This window comes from Streptomyces sp. NPDC058697, assembly GCF_042715345.1.
Lineage (GTDB): Bacteria > Actinomycetota > Actinomycetes > Streptomycetales > Streptomycetaceae > Streptomyces > Streptomyces liliifuscus.
The window spans coordinates 1-19828 of sequence record NZ_JBHXSU010000037.1; the positions used below are offsets into that span (position 1 = coordinate 1).

The 19828-nt window shown below is 70.1% G+C and carries 16 protein-coding genes; 12 read left to right on the forward strand and 4 right to left on the reverse strand.

The window, feature by feature from the left end; all coding sequences use genetic code 11:
* Window positions 1-152 precede the first annotated feature (152 nt).
* The 8 genes from rsmA to ACFWXQ_RS43505 all read left to right on the forward strand — a co-directional run bounded on the left by rsmA (window position 153) and on the right by ACFWXQ_RS43505 (window position 12074).
* Window positions 153-1013 (forward strand): 16S rRNA (adenine(1518)-N(6)/adenine(1519)-N(6))-dimethyltransferase RsmA, encoded by an 861-nt coding sequence (gene rsmA / locus ACFWXQ_RS43470; RefSeq protein WP_383951983.1) that lies wholly within the window; start codon window positions 153-155, stop codon window positions 1011-1013.
* Window positions 1010-1912: a 4-(cytidine 5'-diphospho)-2-C-methyl-D-erythritol kinase gene (locus tag ACFWXQ_RS43475; RefSeq protein WP_383951981.1), complete on the forward strand. Its 903-nt coding sequence runs from the start codon at window positions 1010-1012 to the stop codon at window positions 1910-1912. Before rsmA ends, ACFWXQ_RS43475 begins: the two co-directional genes overlap by 4 nt.
* A 396-nt stretch (window positions 1913-2308) precedes the next feature.
* On the forward strand, window positions 2309-3088 hold the full coding sequence (locus ACFWXQ_RS43480) for an MHYT domain-containing protein (RefSeq protein ID WP_383951979.1): 780 nt from the start codon (window positions 2309-2311) through the stop codon (window positions 3086-3088).
* A gap of 42 nt (window positions 3089-3130) precedes the next feature.
* Complete coding sequence (locus ACFWXQ_RS43485; RefSeq protein ID WP_383951977.1) at window positions 3131-5146, forward strand: nitrate- and nitrite sensing domain-containing protein; 2016 nt, start codon at window positions 3131-3133, stop codon at window positions 5144-5146.
* Between the two features lie 163 nt (window positions 5147-5309).
* Entirely contained in the window at window positions 5310-7118 is a 1809-nt protein-coding gene (locus tag ACFWXQ_RS43490) for an ABC-F family ATP-binding cassette domain-containing protein (RefSeq protein ID WP_383951975.1), read from the forward strand.
* Window positions 7119-7331: 213 nt separating this feature from the next.
* The gene (locus ACFWXQ_RS43495) at window positions 7332-9149 is read left to right on the forward strand and encodes a PQQ-binding-like beta-propeller repeat protein (RefSeq protein WP_383951973.1); all 1818 of its coding nucleotides are present in this window, start codon (window positions 7332-7334) and stop codon (window positions 9147-9149) included.
* 97 nt (window positions 9150-9246) lie between these two features.
* Complete coding sequence (locus ACFWXQ_RS43500) at window positions 9247-11097, forward strand: PQQ-binding-like beta-propeller repeat protein (protein ID WP_383951971.1); 1851 nt, start codon at window positions 9247-9249, stop codon at window positions 11095-11097.
* 281 nt (window positions 11098-11378) lie between these two features.
* On the forward strand, window positions 11379-12074 hold the full coding sequence (locus ACFWXQ_RS43505) for a LuxR C-terminal-related transcriptional regulator (RefSeq protein ID WP_383951969.1): 696 nt from the start codon (window positions 11379-11381) through the stop codon (window positions 12072-12074).
* Window positions 12075-12204: 130 nt separating this feature from the next.
* On the opposite strand, the gene ACFWXQ_RS43510 is transcribed toward ACFWXQ_RS43505, so the two are convergent.
* A complete protein-coding gene (locus tag ACFWXQ_RS43510; protein WP_383951967.1) occupies window positions 12205-12522 on the reverse strand; it encodes a hypothetical protein in 318 nt (105 codons plus the stop codon).
* 18 nt (window positions 12523-12540) lie between these two features.
* Complete coding sequence (locus ACFWXQ_RS43515) at window positions 12541-14259, reverse strand: sodium:solute symporter family protein (protein ID WP_383951965.1); 1719 nt, start codon at window positions 14257-14259, stop codon at window positions 12541-12543.
* Between the two features lie 127 nt (window positions 14260-14386).
* On the opposite strand from ACFWXQ_RS43515, the gene galT reads away from it, so the two are divergent.
* The 3 genes from galT to galK are packed head-to-tail and all read left to right on the forward strand — an operon-like array spanning window position 14387 to window position 17606.
* Window positions 14387-15448: a galactose-1-phosphate uridylyltransferase gene (gene galT / locus ACFWXQ_RS43520; RefSeq protein ID WP_383951963.1), complete on the forward strand. Its 1062-nt coding sequence runs from the start codon at window positions 14387-14389 to the stop codon at window positions 15446-15448.
* Window positions 15445-16455, forward strand: a complete 1011-nt coding sequence (galE, locus tag ACFWXQ_RS43525) for a UDP-glucose 4-epimerase GalE (RefSeq protein WP_383951961.1) — start codon at window positions 15445-15447, stop codon at window positions 16453-16455. Before galT ends, galE begins: the two co-directional genes overlap by 4 nt.
* The gene (galK, locus tag ACFWXQ_RS43530; protein WP_383951959.1) at window positions 16455-17606 is read left to right on the forward strand and encodes a galactokinase; all 1152 of its coding nucleotides are present in this window, start codon (window positions 16455-16457) and stop codon (window positions 17604-17606) included. The genes galE and galK overlap by 1 nt, the downstream gene beginning before the upstream one ends.
* Before the next feature lie 177 nt (window positions 17607-17783).
* Here the strand turns inward: galK and ACFWXQ_RS43535 are convergent, their stop codons facing one another.
* The gene (locus ACFWXQ_RS43535; RefSeq protein ID WP_383942707.1) at window positions 17784-18239 is read right to left on the reverse strand and encodes a GNAT family N-acetyltransferase; all 456 of its coding nucleotides are present in this window, start codon (window positions 18237-18239) and stop codon (window positions 17784-17786) included.
* Between the two features lie 252 nt (window positions 18240-18491).
* On the opposite strand from ACFWXQ_RS43535, the gene ACFWXQ_RS43540 reads away from it, so the two are divergent.
* On the forward strand, window positions 18492-19259 hold the full coding sequence (locus ACFWXQ_RS43540) for a response regulator transcription factor (RefSeq protein WP_055617965.1): 768 nt from the start codon (window positions 18492-18494) through the stop codon (window positions 19257-19259).
* Here the strand turns inward: ACFWXQ_RS43540 and ACFWXQ_RS43545 are convergent.
* Window positions 19218-19715, reverse strand: coding sequence for a MarR family winged helix-turn-helix transcriptional regulator (locus ACFWXQ_RS43545; RefSeq protein WP_055617964.1), 498 nt, complete (start codon window positions 19713-19715; stop codon window positions 19218-19220). The genes ACFWXQ_RS43540 and ACFWXQ_RS43545 overlap by 42 nt on opposite strands.
* Window positions 19716-19828 lie beyond the last annotated feature (113 nt).

Below are 19828 nucleotides of genomic sequence, written 5' to 3' on the forward strand. Positions count from 1 at the left end.
CTGTTCCCCGCGCCCCTAGGTACCTAGGGGCGCGGGGAACTGCGCAGTCTTTTGGGGGTTCGGGGGCGGAGCCCCTGAGTAAGGGACGGGAATGGGTAGGGGCGGCGGGGGCGAAAAACTGGGCCGCTCCATCCCACCCGTACCCTTGGGGCGTGAGCAGCCCCACCTCCGACGCCCTCCTGGGTCCCGCCGACATCCGCGAACTCGCGGAAGCCCTCGGCGTACGACCCACCAAGCAGCGCGGCCAGAACTTCGTCATCGACGCCAACACCGTGCGCCGCATCGTGAGGACCGCAGACGTCCGCCCCGAGGACGTGGTCGTTGAGGTAGGCCCGGGACTCGGCTCCCTGACCCTCGCCCTGCTGGAGGCCGCCGACCGCGTGATCGCCGTCGAGATCGACGACGTCCTCGCGGGCGCACTCCCCGCGACGATCACCGCCCGCATGCCGTCCCGCGCGGACCGCTTCGCGCTCGTCCACTCCGACGCCATGCAGGTGACCGAACTCCCCGGCCCAGCCCCCACGGCCCTCGTCGCGAACCTCCCCTACAACGTCGCCGTCCCGGTGCTCCTGCACATGCTCGACACCTTCCCCACCATCGAGCGCACGCTCGTGATGGTGCAGGCGGAGGTCGCCGACCGCCTCGCCGCCCCGCCCGGCTCGAAGGTCTACGGCGTGCCGTCCGTGAAGGCGAACTGGTACGCCGACGTCAGGCGCGCCGGTTCCATCGGCCGCAACGTCTTCTGGCCCGCCCCGAACGTCGACAGCGGGCTCGTCTCGCTGGTGCGGCGAGAGGAGCCGGTGAATACGACCGCCTCCAAGCGCGAGGTCTTCGCCGTCGTGGACGCGGCCTTCGCCCAGCGCCGCAAGACCCTGCGGGCCGCGCTCGCCGGCTGGGCCGGTTCCGCCCCCGCCGCCGAGGCCGCCCTCGTCGCGGCCGGCGTCTCGCCCCAGGCACGCGGTGAGTCCCTGACGGTGGAAGAGTTCGCACGGATTGCGGAGAGCAAGCAGTGAGCGCGACGAGCGTGACGGTACGAGTCCCCGCCAAGGTCAATGTGCAGCTCGCGGTGGGCGGCGCCCGCCCCGACGGGTTCCACGACCTGGCCAACGTCTTCCTCGCGGTCGGCCTCTACGACGAGGTCACCGTCACCCCGGCGGACACCCTCCGGGTGACCTGCGAAGGGCCCGACGCCTCCCAAGTGCCCCTGGACCGTACGAACCTGGCGGCCCGCGCGGTGGAGAAGCTCGCCGCGAGGACCGGGCGCGAGGCGCACGTGCACATCCACATCGCCAAGGACATTCCCGTCGCCGGGGGCATGGCCGGCGGGTCCGCCGACGGCGCGGGCGCGCTGCTCGCGTGCGACGCCCTCTGGGGTACGGGGGCCTCGCGCGCCGAACTCCTCGACATCTGCGCCGAGTTGGGCAGCGACGTGCCGTTCAGCCTGGTCGGCGGTGCGGCGCTCGGGACCGGGCGGGGCGAGAAGCTGCGGGTCCTTGAGGTCGGGGGGACCTTCCACTGGGTGTTCGCCGTCGCCGACGGCGGGTTGTCGACGCCGGCCGTGTACGGGGAGTTCGACCGGCTCAACGAAGGGGTGGACGTACCCGAGCCGGTTGCCTCCGGCGGGCTGCTGGAGGCGTTGGCCAAGGGGGACCCCACGGCGCTGGCCGCCGTTCTCTCCAATGACCTTCAGGCCGCCGCGTTGTCCCTTCGGCCGTCGCTGGATCTGACGCTGGCCGCGGGGCGCTCCGCTGGGGCGTTGGCGGGGCTGGTGTCCGGGTCCGGGCCGACCACCGCGTTTCTCGTGCGTGATGCCGAGTCTGCGGTGAAGGTTGCGGATGCGCTTGTTGTTTCCGGGACCTGTCGCGCTGCGCGCGTGGCTGCGGGGCCCGTGCCGGGGGCTGTTGTGCTCTGAGGTTGTGTGTCGGCTGCCCGCCCGGTGGGGGCTTGTCGCGCAGTTCCCCGCGCCCCTGAGGGGCTGAGGGGCTGAGGGGCTGAAGGTCAACCTGGCTTGAAAGGTGTCCTCGGAAACCGCTTACACAAAAGGAGTTACCGGTTCCAGGCCCGGCTGTGTGGGCCGTGTGGAGGTAGTCGGCAGGTTCCGCCTGGCCCGGTCGCTTGCATATAAATGCAGGTCAAGTGTTATGCAGGTCACCGTAGTTCAATTCACATCTATCTCCCGGCTGGACCCCTTTCGTCCTGGTCCGCCGCTCATCTCGGGCTGGCATTATCGGCCGCCTCCGGTGTCTTGTTACCGGCGGTACTTCCGTGCGTACGGTCAGGCCGTGCGGCGGGCGAGAGGGGTTTCCCCATGGGTCACATGGACCACTTCAGCGCCGGATGGGTCACTCCCGTCCTCTCCTTCGCGATGGCCTGCGTCGGCGCGGCACTCGGACTGCGGTGCACGGTCAGGGCACTTGAGGCGGACGGTGCCTCCAAGCGGAACTGGCTGCTGCTGGCCTCGGTCGCCATCGGTTCCGGGATCTGGACCATGCACTTCGTCGCGATGCTCGGCTTCGGCGTCGACGGCACGCCGATCCGCTTCGACGTCCCGCTGACCGTGCTCAGCCTGGTCGTCGCCGTACTGGTCGTCGGCGCGGGCGTGTTCACCGCCGGGTACGGCCGTTCCCAGGTACGTGCCGTGCTGCTCGGCGGGCTCGGCACCGGGCTCGGCGTCGCGGCCATGCACTACATCGGCATGGCGGCACTCAACCTGCACGGTTCGGTCCGCTACGACCCGGCCCTGGTCATCGCCTCGGTCGCGATCGCCGTCGTCGCCGCGACCGCCGCGCTCACGCTCAGCCTCGTCGTACGCGGGCCCGTCGTCGCCACCGCGTCCGCCCTGGTGATGGGCCTCGCGGTCAGCAGCATGCACTACACCGCGATGTACGCCGTGAGCATCTCCCTCGCGCCGAGCAGCGCGGCACTGGCGGGTGCCACCGCCACGGAGTTCATCTTCCCGCTCGCAGTCGTCCTCGGCTCCTTCCTCTTCCTGGCCGCCGCGTATGTGGCGCTCTCCCCGACCGGCAAGCGCGCCGAGTCCGCCGTGGCCGCCGAACTTCTGCGCCAGGTCGAGCTCTCCACCGCCTGAGCCGGCCGCCGTACGTTCCCCCTCCCTGAACGAGGTGCCCCCATGCGTGTCCGACGCACGCCCGACCGGCTGCGACCCCGGTCGGTCAGAGCCAAGATCGTCTCCCTGCTCATGCTGCCCATCGTGTCGCTGATGGCTCTGTGGGGCTTCGCCGCGGTGACCACCGCCTCCAGCATCGGCGCCACCGAACGGGCCAAGGAGGTCAACGCCGAACTCCTCGTCCCCGTAGACGGGTTCGTCACCGCCGTACAGGCCGAGCGAACCGCGGCCCTGCGGTACGCCGCCACCCCCGGCAAGGGCGACCCCGCCGAACTGCGCGCCGCCGGGCGGACCTCCGACGCCGCCGCCGAGAAGCTCCTCGACGGCGCCAACGCCAGCAGCGCCGACGCCGGACTGCTCGACTCCGCGCTGCCCGGTCGCATCGACCGCCTGGAGACCGACGCGGAAGGCCTCGCCGCGCTGCGTGCCGAGGCCTCCGGCGACGGCGACAGTGCGAAGACCACGGACATCCACACGGCGTACTCCACCACGATCGAGCACGCCTTCGCCGTCGCCGGCGCGCTCACCGGCGAGGAGCGCACGAGCGCCGCCTCCGAGGCCCGGGTCGTCCTCGAACTCGCCCGTGCCCGCGAGGCGTTGGCCCAGGAACAGGCGATCCTCGCCGCTGGCCGGGCCGCCGGAACGCTCACCAAGGACCAGTACGCGCTGTTCGTCGGCGCCGTCGCCACCCAGCGCCAGCTGCTCGCGCCCGCCGTCGCCGATCTCCGGCCCGGACACCGGGTCGCGTACAACACCGTTCTGCAGAGCGGGAGTTACGAGAACCTCCAGGCCATCGAGAACCGGGTGCGCAGCGCCGGGCCCGGCGACTCGGCCGTGTCCGCGGGCTTCCTCACGCAGTGGGACGGCTCCGCGAAGAGCGTCCTTGACGGGCTGGCCCAGGCCGAGAAGGGCGCCGGAACGGCCGCCGTCTCGCGGGTCGACGCCTTCGGCTGGGACACACTCGGCGCCTCCGGCGTCGCCGTCGTCCTGGGCCTCGTCGGCGTACTGCTCTCGCTGCTCGTCTCCGTGCTCGTCGGGCGCGGGCTCATCGTCGAACTCCTCGACCTGCGCAACTCCGCCCTCGAAGTGGCCGGCCGCCGACTGCCGCAGGCCATGCGGCGGCTGCACGCCGGGCAGGGCGTCGACATCGACGCCGAGGCACCCATGCGGCGCCTCGCCGGCGGCGAGCTCGCCCAGGTCGGCACCGCCCTCACCGCCGTCCAGCGGGCCGCCCTCAAGGCCGCCTCCGAACGCGCCGAACTCCTCAGCGGGATCTCCGGCGTGTACGTCAGCATCGCGCGCCGCAGCCAGGTCCTGCTGCACCGGCAGCTCGATCTGCTGGACGGGATGGAACAGCGCCAGCGCGATCAGGCCGAACTCCAGGACCTGTACCGGATCGACTACCTCGCCACCCGGATGCGGCGGCACTCCGAGAGCCTGCTCATCCTGTCCGGCATCGCGCCCGGGCGCGGCTGGCGCGACCCGATTCCGCTGTCGGAGGTGCTGCGCGCGGCCGTCGCGGAGATCGAGAACGCCTCCCGCGTACGGATCTGGGCCACGCCCCGTGTCTCCGTCGCGGGCGGGTCGGTCGCCGACGTCATCCATCTGCTCGCCGAGCTCGTCGAGAACGCCTCCGCCTTCTCGCCGCCCAGCACGCAGGTGCAGCTGCGGGCCGCGCGGGTGCGGGGCGGGCTGCTCATCGAGGTCGAGGACAGCGGCTTCGGTATGAAGGAGGACGCGATGGCCGAGGCCAACCGGAAGATCCGGTCCGAGAAGGTCGATCTGCTGGACGCCAAGCAGATCGGGCTGATCGTGGTGAACCGGCTGGCCGAGCGGCAGGGGGTGAGTGTCGAGCTGCGGTCCTCCGGGAGCGGGGGTGTCACGGCGGCCGTGCTCATTCCGGAGAACCTGGTTCGGGATGACCTGCCTGTGCATGATCGGGCGCTGGCCGAGTCGGGGGTGGGTGGTCGGTCTTTGGCCCCGGCTTCGGCGCTGATACCGCCCCAGCGGGGGCAGTAAGCGGGTTGTGTGTCGTCCGCGGGTGCGATGTGGCTTGTCGCGCAGTTCCCCGCGCCCCTAGGGGGCTGGGGGCTGGGGGAGCCGACCAGTGGACGGGGCGGAAGGATCAACCTTTCGGGCGACTACCCTGGAAGGTCGATCGATCCCCCTTGTCAGGAGTGCGATGGCCGTCAATCTGGTCAATGTCGAGGCAGTCAGCAAGGTGTACGGAACCCGTGCGCTGCTCGACGGAGTCTCCCTCGGCGTGTCCGAGGGCGACCGGATCGGGGTGGTCGGCCGCAACGGTGACGGCAAGACCACGCTGATCCGGCTGCTTGCCAAGCTGGAGGAGGCCGACACCGGCCGGGTCACGCACTCGGGCGGCCTGCACCTCGGTGTGCTCACCCAGCACGACTCCCTCGACCCCGAGGCCACCGTCCGCCACGAGGTCATCCGGGACATGGCCGACCACGAGTGGGCGGGCAACTCCAAGATCAGGGACGTACTCACCGGGCTGTTCGGCGGGCTCGACCTGCCGGGGTTCCCGCAGGGGCTCGACACCGTGATCGGACCGCTCTCCGGCGGTGAGCGGCGGCGGATCGCGCTGGCCAAGCTGCTCATCGAGGAGCAGGACCTGATCATCCTCGACGAGCCCACCAACCACCTGGACGTGGAAGGCATCGCCTGGCTCGCCCAGCATCTGAGCCGGCGCCGGTCCGCGCTCGTCTGCGTCACCCACGACCGGTGGTTCCTCGACCAGGTCTGCACCAGCATGTGGGACGTGCAGAAGGGCGATGTCTACGAGTACGAGGGCGGCTACACCGACTACGTCTTCGCCCGGGCCGAGCGGGAGCGCATCGCCGCCACCGAGGAGGTCAAGCGGCAGAACCTCGTGAGGAAGGAGCTGGCCTGGCTGCGGCGCGGGGCGCCCGCCCGTACGTCCAAGCCGCGCTTCCGTGTCGAGGCCGCCAACGAGCTGATCGCCGATGTGCCGCCGCCGCGGGACAGCAGCGAGCTGATGAAGTTCGCCTCGACCCGGCTCGGCAAGACCGTCTTCGACCTGAAGGACGTCACCGTCCAGGCCGGGCCCAAGGTGCTTCTCAAGCATCTGACCTGGCAGCTCGGACCGGGGGACCGGATCGGTCTCGTCGGTGTGAACGGCGCGGGCAAGACCTCCCTGCTGCGGGCCATGAGGGACGCCGCTCTCTCCGAGGGCGAGACGCAGCCCGCCGCCGGGCGGGTCGCGGTCGGCAAGACGGTCAAGCTCGCCTACCTCTCCCAGGAGGTCGCCGAACTCGACCCGACGCTGCGGGTGCTGCAGGCCGTCCAGGCGGTGCGCGACCGGGTCGACCTCGGCAAGGGCCGTGAGATGACCGCGGGCCAGCTCTGCGAGACCTTCGGCTTCAACAAGGAGAAGCAGTGGACGCCGGTCGGTGATCTGAGCGGTGGTGAGCGTCGGCGTCTGCAGCTGCTGCGGCTGCTGATGGACGAGCCGAACGTCCTCTTCCTCGACGAGCCGACGAACGACCTCGACATCGAGACCCTCACGCAGCTGGAGGACGTCCTCGACGGCTGGCCCGGCTCGATGATCGTGATCTCCCACGACCGGTTCTTCATCGAGCGCACGACGGACCGGGTGTTCGCGCTCCTCGGCGACGCGACCCTGCGGATGCTGCCGCGCGGGATCGACGAGTATCTGGAGCGGCGCCACAAGATGGAGGAGGCCGCGGCGGCCTCCGCCCCCGCGCCCGTCCAGTCGGCCGAGAAGTCCGGTGTGTCCGCCGCGGACGCCCGCGCCGCGAAGAAGGAACTCCAGAAGATCGAGCGGCAGCTGGACAAGATCTCCGAGAAGGAGAGCAAGCTGCACACCCAAATCGCGGACAATGCCACGGACTTCGGGAAAGTGGCGAAACTGGACTCCGACCTGCGCGAACTGGCCACCGAGCGCGAGGAGTTGGAAATGCGTTGGCTGGAGCTCGCAGACGACGCGTGAAGGCTCCGTGAAGGAGCATAACGAGGGCATCACGGGCCGGTCCTCCCTTGGGAACAGGGGAGGAACCGGCCCCTTGTTCGAGCGCGTCATGGTGATAGAAAGAGCCGTCCGAGAACACTCTTGGGCAGTCTGACAACCACTGTGAGTGCATCGCCTACTGCGGTGCGTACTGCAGGGCATGGCTAAAAATCAGTGAAGAGGGGGAACGCGCTGATGACTCAGCCGCCCAACCAGCCGCCGCAGGGCGGGTTCGGAGCGCCACAGGACCAGCCGCCGCAGGGCCAGCCGCCGCAGGGAGGCTTCGGCCCGCCGCAGGATCCGCACGGAGCCACGCCTCCGCCGCCCGCCCAGCCGCCGGGAACTCCGCCGCCGCCTCCGCAGGGCGCTCCGGGGACCCCGCCGCAGCCCGGTTACGGCTACCCGCAGCAGCCCGGCCCCTACGCCCAGCCGGGTCCGTACGGCCAGCAGCCGGGGCCGTACACCCAGCCCGGCCCGTACGGGCAGCCGCAGCAGCCGGGGCCCTACGGCCAGCCCGGTTACGGATACCCGCAGCAGCCGCAGTTCCCCGGTGCGCCCGGGACGCCGCCGGGTGGTGGCTCCCGCAACCCCTTCAAGGGGAAGCCCGCGGTGATCATCGGGGCGGCGCTGGCCGCGGCGCTCGTCATCGGCGGCACCGTGTTGGCCGTCTCCGGCAGCGGTGACGACTCCAAGAAGAAGCCCGTCGCCGACAAGTCCCAGGACGGCAAGGCCTCCAACTCGGACGCCCCGGTCAACCCCGGTGACGGCAACGGCGACGGCAACGAGGGCACCGAGGACCTCAACGAGGGCCGCCAGGCGGGCGAGTCGAAGGTGCTCTGGTACAAGGAGGCGCCCGACGCGCCCGGTTCGGGCGCCGAGGCCCCCGGCATGTGGGTCACCGACAAGGTCGCCGTGAAGGCCGCGTACAAGCAGGTGTTCGCCTACAACGTCGACGACGGCAAGGTCGCCTGGCCCGCGGTCTCCTTCCCGGAGAAGATCTGCGCGGTGTCCCCGCAGAAGACGTCCGCGGGCAAGGTCTTCGTGGCGTACAAGGAAGGCACCAAGGACACCGCCGAGTGCAACCAGGTCGTCGAACTCGACCTCGCCACCGGCAAGAAGGGCTGGACGAAGGAGATCCCGGAGGGCGACCTCTTCGACAGCGCCCTCAGCCTCAGCCTGAACATCGTCGGCGACACACTGATGGTCGGCCGCTCCATGTCCGGCGTCGCCTACGACGTGACCAGCGGCGACAAGCTCTACGACAAGAAGAAGTACGGCGCCTCCTGCTTCCCGTCGGCGTTCACCGGCGGCGCCAAGCTGCTCGCCGTCTCGTCCTGCGGGGCCGGCGGCGACGACGAGCACGACGAGGTGCAGGGACTCGACCCGGCCACCGGCAAGGCCCAGTGGACCAGGAAGTTCCCCAAGGGCTGGCGCGTGGAGCGGACGTACTCCGTCGACCCCGTCGTCATCTACCTCACCAACGCCGACAAGAAGCAGTGGAACGTCACCACGCTGAAGAACGACGGCACGGTCCGCTCGGAGCTCGACGTCGACGAGTCGTTCGCGCCCGAGTGCGGCTGGGCGATCCTCTCGCGCGACCTCCAGGGCTGCGGGGGTGTGGCGGCCGACGCGAACACCCTCTACCTGCCGACCGAGGCGAAGAGCGGCGCCAACGAGGTCGTCGCCGTCAGCCTGGAGACCGGCAAGGAGAAGTGGCGGGTCAAGTCCCCGGCGGACGAGGCGATGATGCCGATGAAGCTGGACGGCACGAACCTGATCGCGTACGTGCAGCCCTCGTACGACGCCGGCGGGCGGGTCGTCTCCATCCCGACCGGCGGCGGCTCGCACACGCCTCAGAAGCTTCTGCAGAACCCGCAGGGCACCGCGGACATCGAGGACGGCTTCTTCTCGAAGGCCGTCGAGTACGTGGACGGGCGCTTCTACCTCTCCACCACTCGCCTGACGGGCAACGACGAGTCCAAGGAGAAGCTGATGCTGGCGTTCGGCAAGTGATCCGGCCGGCTCTCCCGCACGCCCTGCCCGCTTCTCCCGTCCGGCCCGTCCACGGCCACCCGACCTTCGTCCCCTTCGTATCCGAGGTACACACGTCATGAGTCAGCCGCCGCCCCCGCCGCCCAACCAGCCGCCCCAGGGAGGCGGTTTCGGCGCCCCGCAGGACCCGCCTCCGGGTGGCTTCGGTGCGCCCACCCCGCCGCCGGCCACTCCGCCCGCCGGGCCTCCGCAGCAGCCGCAGCCTGGCTACGGCTACCCGCAGGCGCCGGGCCAGGCACCCCAGACCCCACCCCCGGCCGGGCCCCCGTCGGCCCCGCCGCAGCAGCCGTACGGCTATCCGCAGGCGCCCGGCGCGCCCCAGGGAGCCCCGCAGACACCGCCGGCCCAGCCGGGCTACGGCTACCCCGGTCAGCCGCCCGGCTACGGCTACCCGGGCCAGCAGCCGCAGTACGGCTACCAGCAGCCGGGCACCATGCCGATGCAGCCGCAGGCTCCGTCGGGCGGGCGCAAGGTCAACCCGCAGGTGGCGATCATCGTCTCGGCCGTCGTGGCGATCGCGCTCATCGTCGGCGGCGGTGTCTGGTACGCCAACTCGTCCGGCAAGAGCGACGAGAAGGACACCTCCGCGGGCCCCGGCGGCACCGAGGGCAAGGACGACAACAACGGCGGCGAAGACGTCGGCGGAGGCGGCGGCACGGAGAAGGTGCCCTCCAGCACCAGCGCCAAGGTCCTCTTCCAGCTGCCCGCGGCGGAGGTGCCCAAGAAGGACGTCTGGAGCGTCGCCGGCTCCTGGCTGACGGACAAGGTGTACGCCAAGTCGGGCGTCAGCGAGGTCATCGGCTACGACCCGGACACCGGCAAGGAGTCCTGGACGCTGCCGCTGACGGGTCTGACCTGTGCCGGTTCCCCCGAGGTCACCAAGGACGGCGTCGCCGTGGTGGTCGCCGAGGACGCCAAGCGCACCAAGGCGAACCCGTACCCGGAGTGCACCGAGGTCACCGCCTTCAGCATGAACACCGGCGAGGCGCTCTGGACGAAGTCCGTGGCTCCCAACGGCGGTGAGAAGGCCGCGTTCAAGGAAGTCAGCATCACCGGCACCACGGTCGCGGCCGGCTCCGGCCTCAACGGCGGCGCCGCCTTCGACATCAGCAACGGCAAGATCCTCTGGCAGCCGAAGGTCGGCACCTGCGAGGACGTCGGCTACGCGGGCGGCGAGCAGCTCGTCGCGGTCCGCAAGTGCGGCGACTACGGCAACGAGAAGTACGAGGTCCAGCTCCTCGACCCGAAGGCGGGCACCGTCAAGTGGAGCTACAAGCTCCCCGCGGGCATCGACAACGCCAAGGTCATCTCCACCAAGCCGGTCGTCTTCGGCGTGGACTCCGGCGAGATCACCGCGTCCGGCGCGACGGACGTCTTCTCGCTGGACGACAGCGGCAAGCTGCGCACCAAGATCACGCTGGAGGACGGCAAGTACGAGCACGACTGCGGTGTGAACAAGATCCACAACTGCCGGTCCATCGCGGTCGGCAACGACAGGCTGTACGTGCCGACCAAGCAGCACGAGGGCGCCGAGCAGTACTCCCGGGTCAACGAGATCGTGTCCTTCTCGCTGGCCACGGGCAAGCCCACGAGCGACCGGGCCGACGCCGGCGACGGCTACGAGATCCTGCCGATCCGGATGGACGGCGGCAACGTCCTGGCGTTCAAGAACGGCCCGTACGACAAGGGTTCCCAGGTCGTCTCCCTGGACGGCAAGACCTTCAAGGAGACCAAGCTCCTGGAGACCCCGGCCGAGGCCCAGGTCCGCAGCGCCATCAGCAGCATCGTCCCGAGCAGCTCGGAGATGCGGTACACGAGCGGCCGGCTCTTCATGGCCCAGGAGCTGATCAGCGCGCCGTACTCCGCGGACGACAAGGAGTACGCGGCGATCGGCTTCGGCGCCAAGTAGGCGCCCCACGGCCGCCCGGGGTCCTCCAGAGGCCTCGGGCGCCGTGCGCCGATCAAGCGTTCGCCTGTCGATCACGACTCCGTCCCTGCTCAGGGGCGGGGTCGTTCTCGTACGGCCCATCGCTCGCGAATGCGAGGAATTTCGGAAATCCGGGGCACTTCTCTCCAGTAGGGGAAGCGCAACGTCGAACAAGCGTGTAGCTTCCGGGGGATGGAGAGCCGGGGGGCTCCTATCCATGGGGTACCAGTGGGGATCCTGGGGGGACTGGGGGGTTGGGCTCGATGGGAGTGCGGCTCATGGTGGTCGACGACCACCGACTGCTCGCCGAGGCGTTGGCCTCGGCCTTGAAGCTGCGCGGGCACCGCGTGCTGGCCGCGGCCGCGCCTGCCGCGGGAGCGGCGGAGCTGGTGATCACAAGGGCGCCGGAGGTGTGCCTGATCGGCACGGCGACGCCCGCCGAACCGGGCATATTCGACCCGGTGGTGAGGATCAAACGGGAGCGACCGCAGGTCGCGGTGCTGGTCCTCGGACCGGTGCCCAACCCGCGCGGGATCGCCGCGGCGTTCGCCGCCGGAGCGTCCGGCTACGTACGGCACGACGAGCGCATAGAGGGTGTCGAGCGGGCCATCATGAAGGCCCGGGCGGGGGAGGCGGCCGTGGCGCCGCAGCTTCTGCAGGGCGCCTTCAGCGAACTGCTCAACCCGGCCGCGCAGCCCGACGACGAGGGCCAGCGGCTCCTCCAGATGCTGACGCCGCGAGAGGTCGAGGTGCTGGTGAGGGTGGCCGACGGCGAGGACACGCGGCTCATCGCGGCCGGCATGGGCATAGCGCCGAGCACCGCGCGGACCCACGTGCAGCGCGTACTGATGAAGCTGGGCGTCGGCTCCCGGCTGGAGGCGGCGGCGCTGGCCGCGCGGACGGGGCTGCTCGACCGGGCCGGGCCGGTGCGCTCCGCTGAGCCTGCGTCGGAGGGATGAGCTCCGCCGGTTCGGTGTTGTCTGCGGGTTGGTGGGGGCTGGTCGCGCAGTTCCCCGCGCCCCTGTGGGGCGCGTCGTTCGGCCGGCCCGGCCCTCGGGAAGGGGATTTCCTGAGGGCCGGGCCCGGCGGCTATTCGGCGAGTCGCTCGGTGTCCTGGTCCGGTGTGGGCGGTGCCACCGGGCGCAGCCACAGCCAGGCCAGGAAGAACAGGCCTAGCGCCAGCATGCCCAGGCCCGTCCAGAGGTTGATGTTGATGTCCTGGGCCTTGGCGATGTCGGCGTCGGACTCGGTGATGCCGGCGATCGTGACGATGATCCCGTAGACGACGAACAGGCCGCCGATGATGCGGCGGATGTCGAACAGGCGGGCCGCGGTGGCGGACCTGCTCTGCAGTTCGGTGACTTCGCGCTGGAGGTCGCGGTCGGAGTAGCCAGAGTGCTCGGGCATGGGTGAGGCCTCCGGTCGTCAGAAGGAGAAGGGGATGTAGCAGGCGGCGGCCAGGATGATCGCGCCCCAGCCGAGCAGGGCCGGCTTGCGGTACCAGGCGTCGTCGCCCTTGGCCGGCGGCTCCTCCATGCCGGGCGAGGTCGTCCCGTACACCAGCCCCTGGAGTTCCTCCGCGGGCTTCGGCGCGGTGAAGAGCGAGACGGCGAACATGACCACCGCGCCGGCCACGAACCCGGCGATCGCGGAGACGAAGTTGGCGCCCTGGTCGGAGGGGATGCCGATGATGTCCTGCTTGTAGAGGACGAAGTAGTTGATCATCGCGGCCGTGGTGCCCGCGAGCAGGCCCCAGAAGCCGGACTTCATGGACGCGCGCTTCCAGAACATGCCGATGATGAAGACGACGAACATCGGCACGTTGAAGAAGGAGAACAGCGTCTGGAGGTAACTCATGATGTTCGAGAAGGAGGAGGCGAGGAACGCCGTGCCGATCGACGCCAGGACGCCGACCGCCGTGATGAGACGCCCGAAGCGCACGTAGTAGGTGTCCTCCTCGTCGCGCTTCACGTACTTCTGCCAGATGTCCGTGGTGAAGACGGTGTTGAAGGACGAGATGTTGGCCGCCATGCCCGCCATGAAGGCCGCCAGCAGACCGGTCACCGCGATGCCGAGGACGCCGTTGGGCAGCAGGTCCTCCATCAGGTACGGGATCGCGTCGTTGTACTGGAGGTCGGACCCGGACGTCCCGATCTTCGGTACGAGCACGGCCGCGACGAGACCCGGGATCATCACCAGGAAGACGATGAAGATCTTCGGGAACGCGGCGATGAGCGGGGTGCGCTGGGCCGCGGAGAGGTTCTTCGCGGACAGGGCGCGCTGCACCTCGGCGAAGTTCGTCGTCCAGTAGCCGAAGGACAGCACGAAGCCGAGGCCGAGCACGATGGTGAGCCAGTTGGCGCCGAGCGGGTTGTCGCTGCCGATGCCGGTGCCGCCCCACGCGGTGGTGAAGTCGGCGCCGTGGGACGCGGTCAGGGAGTCGGTCAGACCGTCCCAGCCGCCGACCTTCTTCAGCCCGAGCACCGAGAGCGGGATCAGCGCGGCGAGGATCACGAAGAACTGCAGCACCTCGTTGTAGATCGCGGACGACAGACCGCCGAGGGTGATGTAGCCGAGCACGAAGAAGCCCGCGACGACGATCGACACCCACTGCGGCCAGCCGAGCAGCGCCTCGACGACGATCGCGAGCGCGTAGAGGTTCACCCCGGCGATGAGGATCGCGGCGAACGCGAACAGGATCGAGCTGAGCAGATGCGCCCCCCTGTCGAAGCGCAGCAGCAGGAACTCGGGGACGGACCTGACCTTCGAGCCGTAGTAGAAGGGCATCATCACCAGGCCCAGGAAGACCATGGCGGGGATGGCGCCGATCCAGTACCAGTGCACGGTGTAGACGCCGTACTGGGCACTGTTGGCGGCCATGCCCAGGATCTCGGTCGCGCCCAGGTTGGCGGCGATGAACGCCAGACCGGTCACCCAGGCGGGCAGCGAACGCCCGGACAGGAAGAAGTCGAGGCTGGTCCTCACCGAGCGGCGGGCCGCGAAGCCGATGCCGAGCACGACGACGAAGTAGATCGCCAGGATCGTGTAGTCGAGCCAGTTGGTGGGGAGCCGCAGCTCGGCCGCCAGGTGCACGGGCGACGTGGGGGCCGGAGATGTGGGAGCTGGATATGTGGGGGTCTGCATTCAGCACTCACTTCACTTCAATTTGGTGTTCTTTGTTTGGTTGTGGTGATGACTGGCGTGGGGATTTGTGGTTTGATGTGTTTGGTTCTGTTGAATGCTTTGATCGGGTACGGATGGAGAATCCGGCGTGAAGAAGACCTCGACCCGGCTGGCCGACGGTCGTGAGCTCATCTACTACGACTCGCGCGACGACGCGGTGCGCGACGCGGTGGACCGCCGCCCGCTCGACCGGACGGTCACCACATCGGAGGTACGCCGCGATCCGCTGCTCGGTGACGCGGTGGCCATCGCCTCGCACCGGCAGGGCCGCACCTACCACCCGCCGGCCGACGAATGCCCGCTGTGCCCCTCCGAGGGCGACCGGCTGAGCGAGATCCCGGACTCCTCGTACGACGTCGCGGTCTTCGAGAACCGCTTTCCGTCGCTGGCCGGGGACTCCGGTCGCTGCGAGGTGGTCTGCTTCACCTCGGACCACGACGCGTCCTTCGCCGATCTGACCGAGGAGCAGGCGGGTCTGGTCCTGGAGGCGTGGACCGACCGCACGGCAGAGCTGTCCCATCTCTCCTCCGTGGAGCAGGTGTTCTGTTTCGAGAACCGCGGCGCCGAGATCGGCGTGACGCTCGGACATCCGCACGGGCAGATCTACGCGTACCCGTTCACGACGCCTCGAACGGCCCTGATGCTGCGGTCACTTGCGGCACACAAGGAGGGGACGGGCGGGGAGAACCTCTTCGACGCCGTGCTGGAGAAGGAACTGGCCGGCGAGCGGATCGTGCTGGAGACCGACCACTGGGTGGCCTTCGTGCCGTACGCCGCGCACTGGCCGTACGAGGTGCACCTCTACCCGCGCCGCCGCGTGCCGGACCTGCTGGGTCTCGACGAGGCGGCACGCACAGAGTTCCCCAAGGTCTATCTGGAACTCTTGAGGCGCTTCGACCGGATCTTCGGCGAGGGTGAGCCGCGCACGCCGTACATCTCGGCCTGGCACCAGGCGCCGTTCGGCACGCTGGAGGAGTTCGACGGTGTGGTGCGGGACGACTTCGCGCTCCACCTCGAGCTTTTCACCATCCGCCGCACTTCCGGCAAGCTGAAGTTCCTCGCGGGTTCCGAGTCCGGCATGAGTGTGTTCATCAACGACGTGCCGCCGGAGGCCGCGGCCCAGCGACTGCGAGAGGTAGCGAGTTCATGAGTGGGAAGTACCTGGTCACCGGCGGTGCGGGCTATGTGGGCAGCGTGGTCGCCCGGCATCTGCTGGAGGCGAGCCACGAGGTGACCGTCCTCGACAACCTCTCCACCGGCTTCCGCGAGGGCGTCCCGGCGGGCGCCGAATTCATCGAGGGCGACATCCGCGACGCCGCCAAGTGGCTGGACCCGTCCTTCGACGCCGTGCTGCACTTCGCCGCGTTCTCGCAGGTCGGCGAGTCGGTCGTGAAGCCCGAGAAGTACTGGGACAACAACGTCGGCGGCACGATGGCCCTGCTGGCGGCCATGCGCTCGGCGGGCGTCCGCAAGCTGGTCTTCTCCTCCACGGCGGCGACGTACGGCGAGCCGGAGACCAGCCCGATCGTCGAGTCCGCCCCGACGTCCCCGACCAACCCGTACGGCGCCTCCAAGCTCGCCGTCGACCACATGATCACCGGCGAGGCGGCCGCGCACGGACTGGCGGCGGTGTCGCTGCGCTACTTCAACGTGGCGGGCGCGTACGGCGCGAGCGGCGAGCGGCATGACCCCGAGTCGCACCTCATCCCGCTGGTCCTCCAGGTCGCCCAGGGCCGCCGCGAGGCCATCTCCGTCTTCGGCGACGACTACCCGACCCCGGACGGCACCTGCATCCGCGACTACATCCACGTCGCGGACCTGGCGGAGGCCCACCTGCTGGCCGTCGCCGCCGCGCAGCCGGGCGAGCACTTGATCTGCAACCTCGGCAACGGCAACGGCTTCTCTGTCCGCGAGGTCATCGAGACCGTCCGCCGGGTGACCGGACACCCGATCCCCGAGGTCGCGGCCCCGCGCCGCGCCGGTGACCCGGCCGTCCTCGTCGCCTCCGCGGCCACGGCCCGCGAACGGCTCGGCTGGAACCCGTCCCGCGCGGATCTCGCGGGGATCGTCGCGGACGCGTGGGAGTTCGCGCAGAACATCGCGCAGTCGCAGTCGCAGTCGTCGGCGCAGGCGAAGTCGAAGTCGAAGGAGAGCTAGTGGGGGCACAGCAGGTACGAGAAGGCTTCGAGGCGCTCTTCGGGGCGGCCCCCGACGGTGTCTGGGCGGCACCCGGCCGGGTCAACCTGATCGGTGAGTACACCGACTTCAACGAGGGCTTCGTGATGCCGCTCGCGCTGCCGCACACGGCGGTGGCGGCGGTCTCGCGCCGCGACGACGGCGTACTGCGCCTGCACTCGGCCGACATCGAGGGCCCGGTCGTCGAACTGCACGTCGACGAGCTGGCGCCGCTGACGAACACGAGCTGGGCCGCATACCCGGCGGGGGTCGTCTGGGTCCTGCGCGAGGCCGGCCACGCCGTCACCGGCGCGGACATCCACCTCGCCTCGACGGTCCCGACGGGCGCGGGCCTGTCGTCCTCTGCGGCGCTGGAGGTCGTCACGGCCCTGGCGCTGAACGACCTGTTCGACCTCGGCCTTACGCGTCCGGAGCTGGCCCGGGTCTCCCAGCGCGCGGAGAACGACTTCGTGGGCGTGCCCTGCGGAATCATGGACCAGACGGCGTCCGCCTGCTCCACCGAGGGCCACGCCCTCCACCTCGACTGCCGTGACCTGTCCATCCGCCAGATCCCCTTCGACCTGCCGGCCCACGGGCTGCGGCTCCTCGTGGTCGACACCCGCGTGAAGCACGCGCTGGGCGACGGGGAGTACGCGGAGCGGCGCGAGGGCTGCGAGGAGGGGGCCCGGCAGCTCGGCGTCCCGTTCCTGCGGGACGTCCGGTTCGAGGACCTGGAGGCGTCCCTCGCTCGTCTGCCGGACGAGCGGGTGCGTCGCTATGTACGGCACGTGGTGTCGGACGACCATCGGGTGGATGAGGTCATCGCGTTGCTGGACGCGGGGGATGTGCGTGGCATCGGCCCGATCCTCAACTCCGGGCACGCCTCGTTGCGGGACGATCTGCGGATCTCCTGCCCGGAGCTGGATCTGGTGGTTGCGGCGGCGAACGAGGCGGGGGCGCTTGGCGCCCGCATGACGGGGGGTGGGTTCGGCGGTTCGGCCGTCGTCCTGGTGGAGGCCGCGGACGCCGAGACGGTCACCAAGGCGGTCGAGGAGGCGTTCGCGTCTGCGGGCTACACGGCGCCACGGGTGTTCCCGGCGGTCCCGTCAGAGGGCGCCCGCCGGGTGGGCTGACCTGGGGATCCCTGACTCAGGGGCTCCGCCCCCGAACCCCCGCTCCTCAAACGCCGGAGGGGCTGATTTTCAGCCCGTCCGGCGTTTGAGGACGAGGCCGTTCAGGCCGATGGGGGGTCTGGGGGCGCAGCCCCCAGGGATGGGACGGGTAGGGGCGGCGGGGGCGAGGAATTGGGGTCAGGGGAGGCGCTTGGTCAGCGTGTACTCCGTGATCCCCGGCGGATAGTCCGGGATCACGCACACCACCTCGTACCCCTGCTTGCGGTAGAAGGCCGGCGCCTGAAAGTCCCACGTCTCCAGCCGCACGTTCGCACAACCACGAGACGAGTGGGCCAGATGCTCCGCCCGCGACAGGAGATGCGAGCCGAGACCGGAACCCCGCTGGCGCTCGTTGACCCAGAGATACGTCACGTGCAGCCACCCCGCCCACGTGTGCCCGACCAGACCCCCCACGACCCCACCGGCCGGATCCAACGCCCACACCTGGAGCGGAACTTCCCGTTCACCAGGGGTTCCGCGCAGGGAACGCAGCACGGGAGACGCAGCCGTGTTCGCTTCCCGTAGCCGTGAACGCAGGAATTGACTACGCTCTTTGTCGACTTCTGTCTCAATACGAAACATACGGCTCACCATAAACGCGCTGGCCAATCAGTTCTGCAAATCACCTTCCGCTCCTGCTGCCCGGCCGTACTCTGATGAGCAGCACCGGTGGGGGCCGGTGCTGATCAGGGGGCGAGACAGTCGGGTACGACGCCCGGAGTGGGGGTAGCAGTTCCAGCACGGCGGCGGCCGTGCGGCTGCGGCACCCCGTTTTCCGAACGTAGGAGTTCGGGATCTCCGGGCGCCGTACCTGCGCCGGCCGTCCCCCGAGCAGTGGGGGTTTCAGTGGTTCGCATCCGTGTCCTGGTCGTCGACGACCACCGTATCTTCGCCGAGTCGCTCGCCGCCGCCCTGGCCGCCGAGCCCGACGTCGATGTCTCCGCGGCCGGCAGCGGCCCCGCCGCGCTGCGCTGCCTGGAGCGCGCGGCCGCCGAGGGCCGCAGATTCGACGTGCTCCTCGTCGACGCCGACCTGGGCGGGAATGTGCCGGGCGCCCGCCCTGCCGTACCCGTCCACGACAACAACGAGGAAGGCCTGGTCGACGGCATCTCGCTGGTCGCGGGCGTCCGTTCGGGCCAGCCCACCGTCCGTACGGTCGTGCTCGCCGAGAAGGACGACCCGCGTCGTGCGGCGCTCGCGCTGCAGGCCGGTGCCTCGGGCTGGGTCGCCAAGGACTGCTCGCTGTCCCGGCTGCTCACCGTCATCCGGGGCGTGCTGCGGGACGAGACGCATCTGCCGCCTGCCCTGCTCACCGGCGTCCTGCGCGAGCTGACCGCGGCCCGGAAGCATCGTACGGAGAGCGAGCGGCTGGTGGAGTCGCTGACTCCGCGGGAGCGGGAAGTGCTGCGGTGCATGGTCGCGGGGCTGGGGCGCAAGGCCGTCGCCGAGCGGCTGTTCCTCTCGCCGCACACCGTCCGTACGCACATGCAGAACGTGCTCGGGAAGCTCGGTGTGCACTCGACCCTCGCCGCCGTGGCGCTCGCCCGGCGGGCCGGGGTCGGGCCCGTCGACCTAGCCGGGGATGTTGTCGAACGGGGCGGTCAGCTGGCGTAGCAGCCCGGCGAGTTCGCCGCGCTGGGCCCTGCTGAGTTCCGCCAGGATCGCGCGCTCCTGGTCGAGGAGTCCGGCCAGTGCCTGGTCCGCGCGGTCGCGGCCGTCCTCGGTGAGGCGGACGAGTACGCCGCGGCGGTCGCTGGGGTCGGGGAGGCGCTCCACCAGGCCCTTCTTCGCGAGGCGGTCGATGCGGTTCGTCATCGTGCCCGAGGTGACGAGTGTCTGGGTGAGCAGCTGGCCGGGGGAGAGTTGGTACGGGGTCCCTGCGCGCCTCAGTGCCGTCAGGACGTCGAACTCCCAGGGCTCCAGGGCGTGCTCGGCGAACGCGATCCGGCGGGCACGGTCCAGGTGTCTGGCGAGCCTGCTCACGCGGCTGAGCACCTCGAGCGGTTCCACGTCGAGGTCAGGGCGCTCACGGCGCCACGCAGCGACCAGCCGATCGACCTCGTCCTCCATGGCGATCAGTGTAGTGGTTGTGTCGACATGAAGTCTCTTGATGTGAAGTCTCTTGACGTCGAGAGAGTTGGGGTGTGAGGGTGGGGTTCTGTCGGGACGTCGGTTGTGGCTTT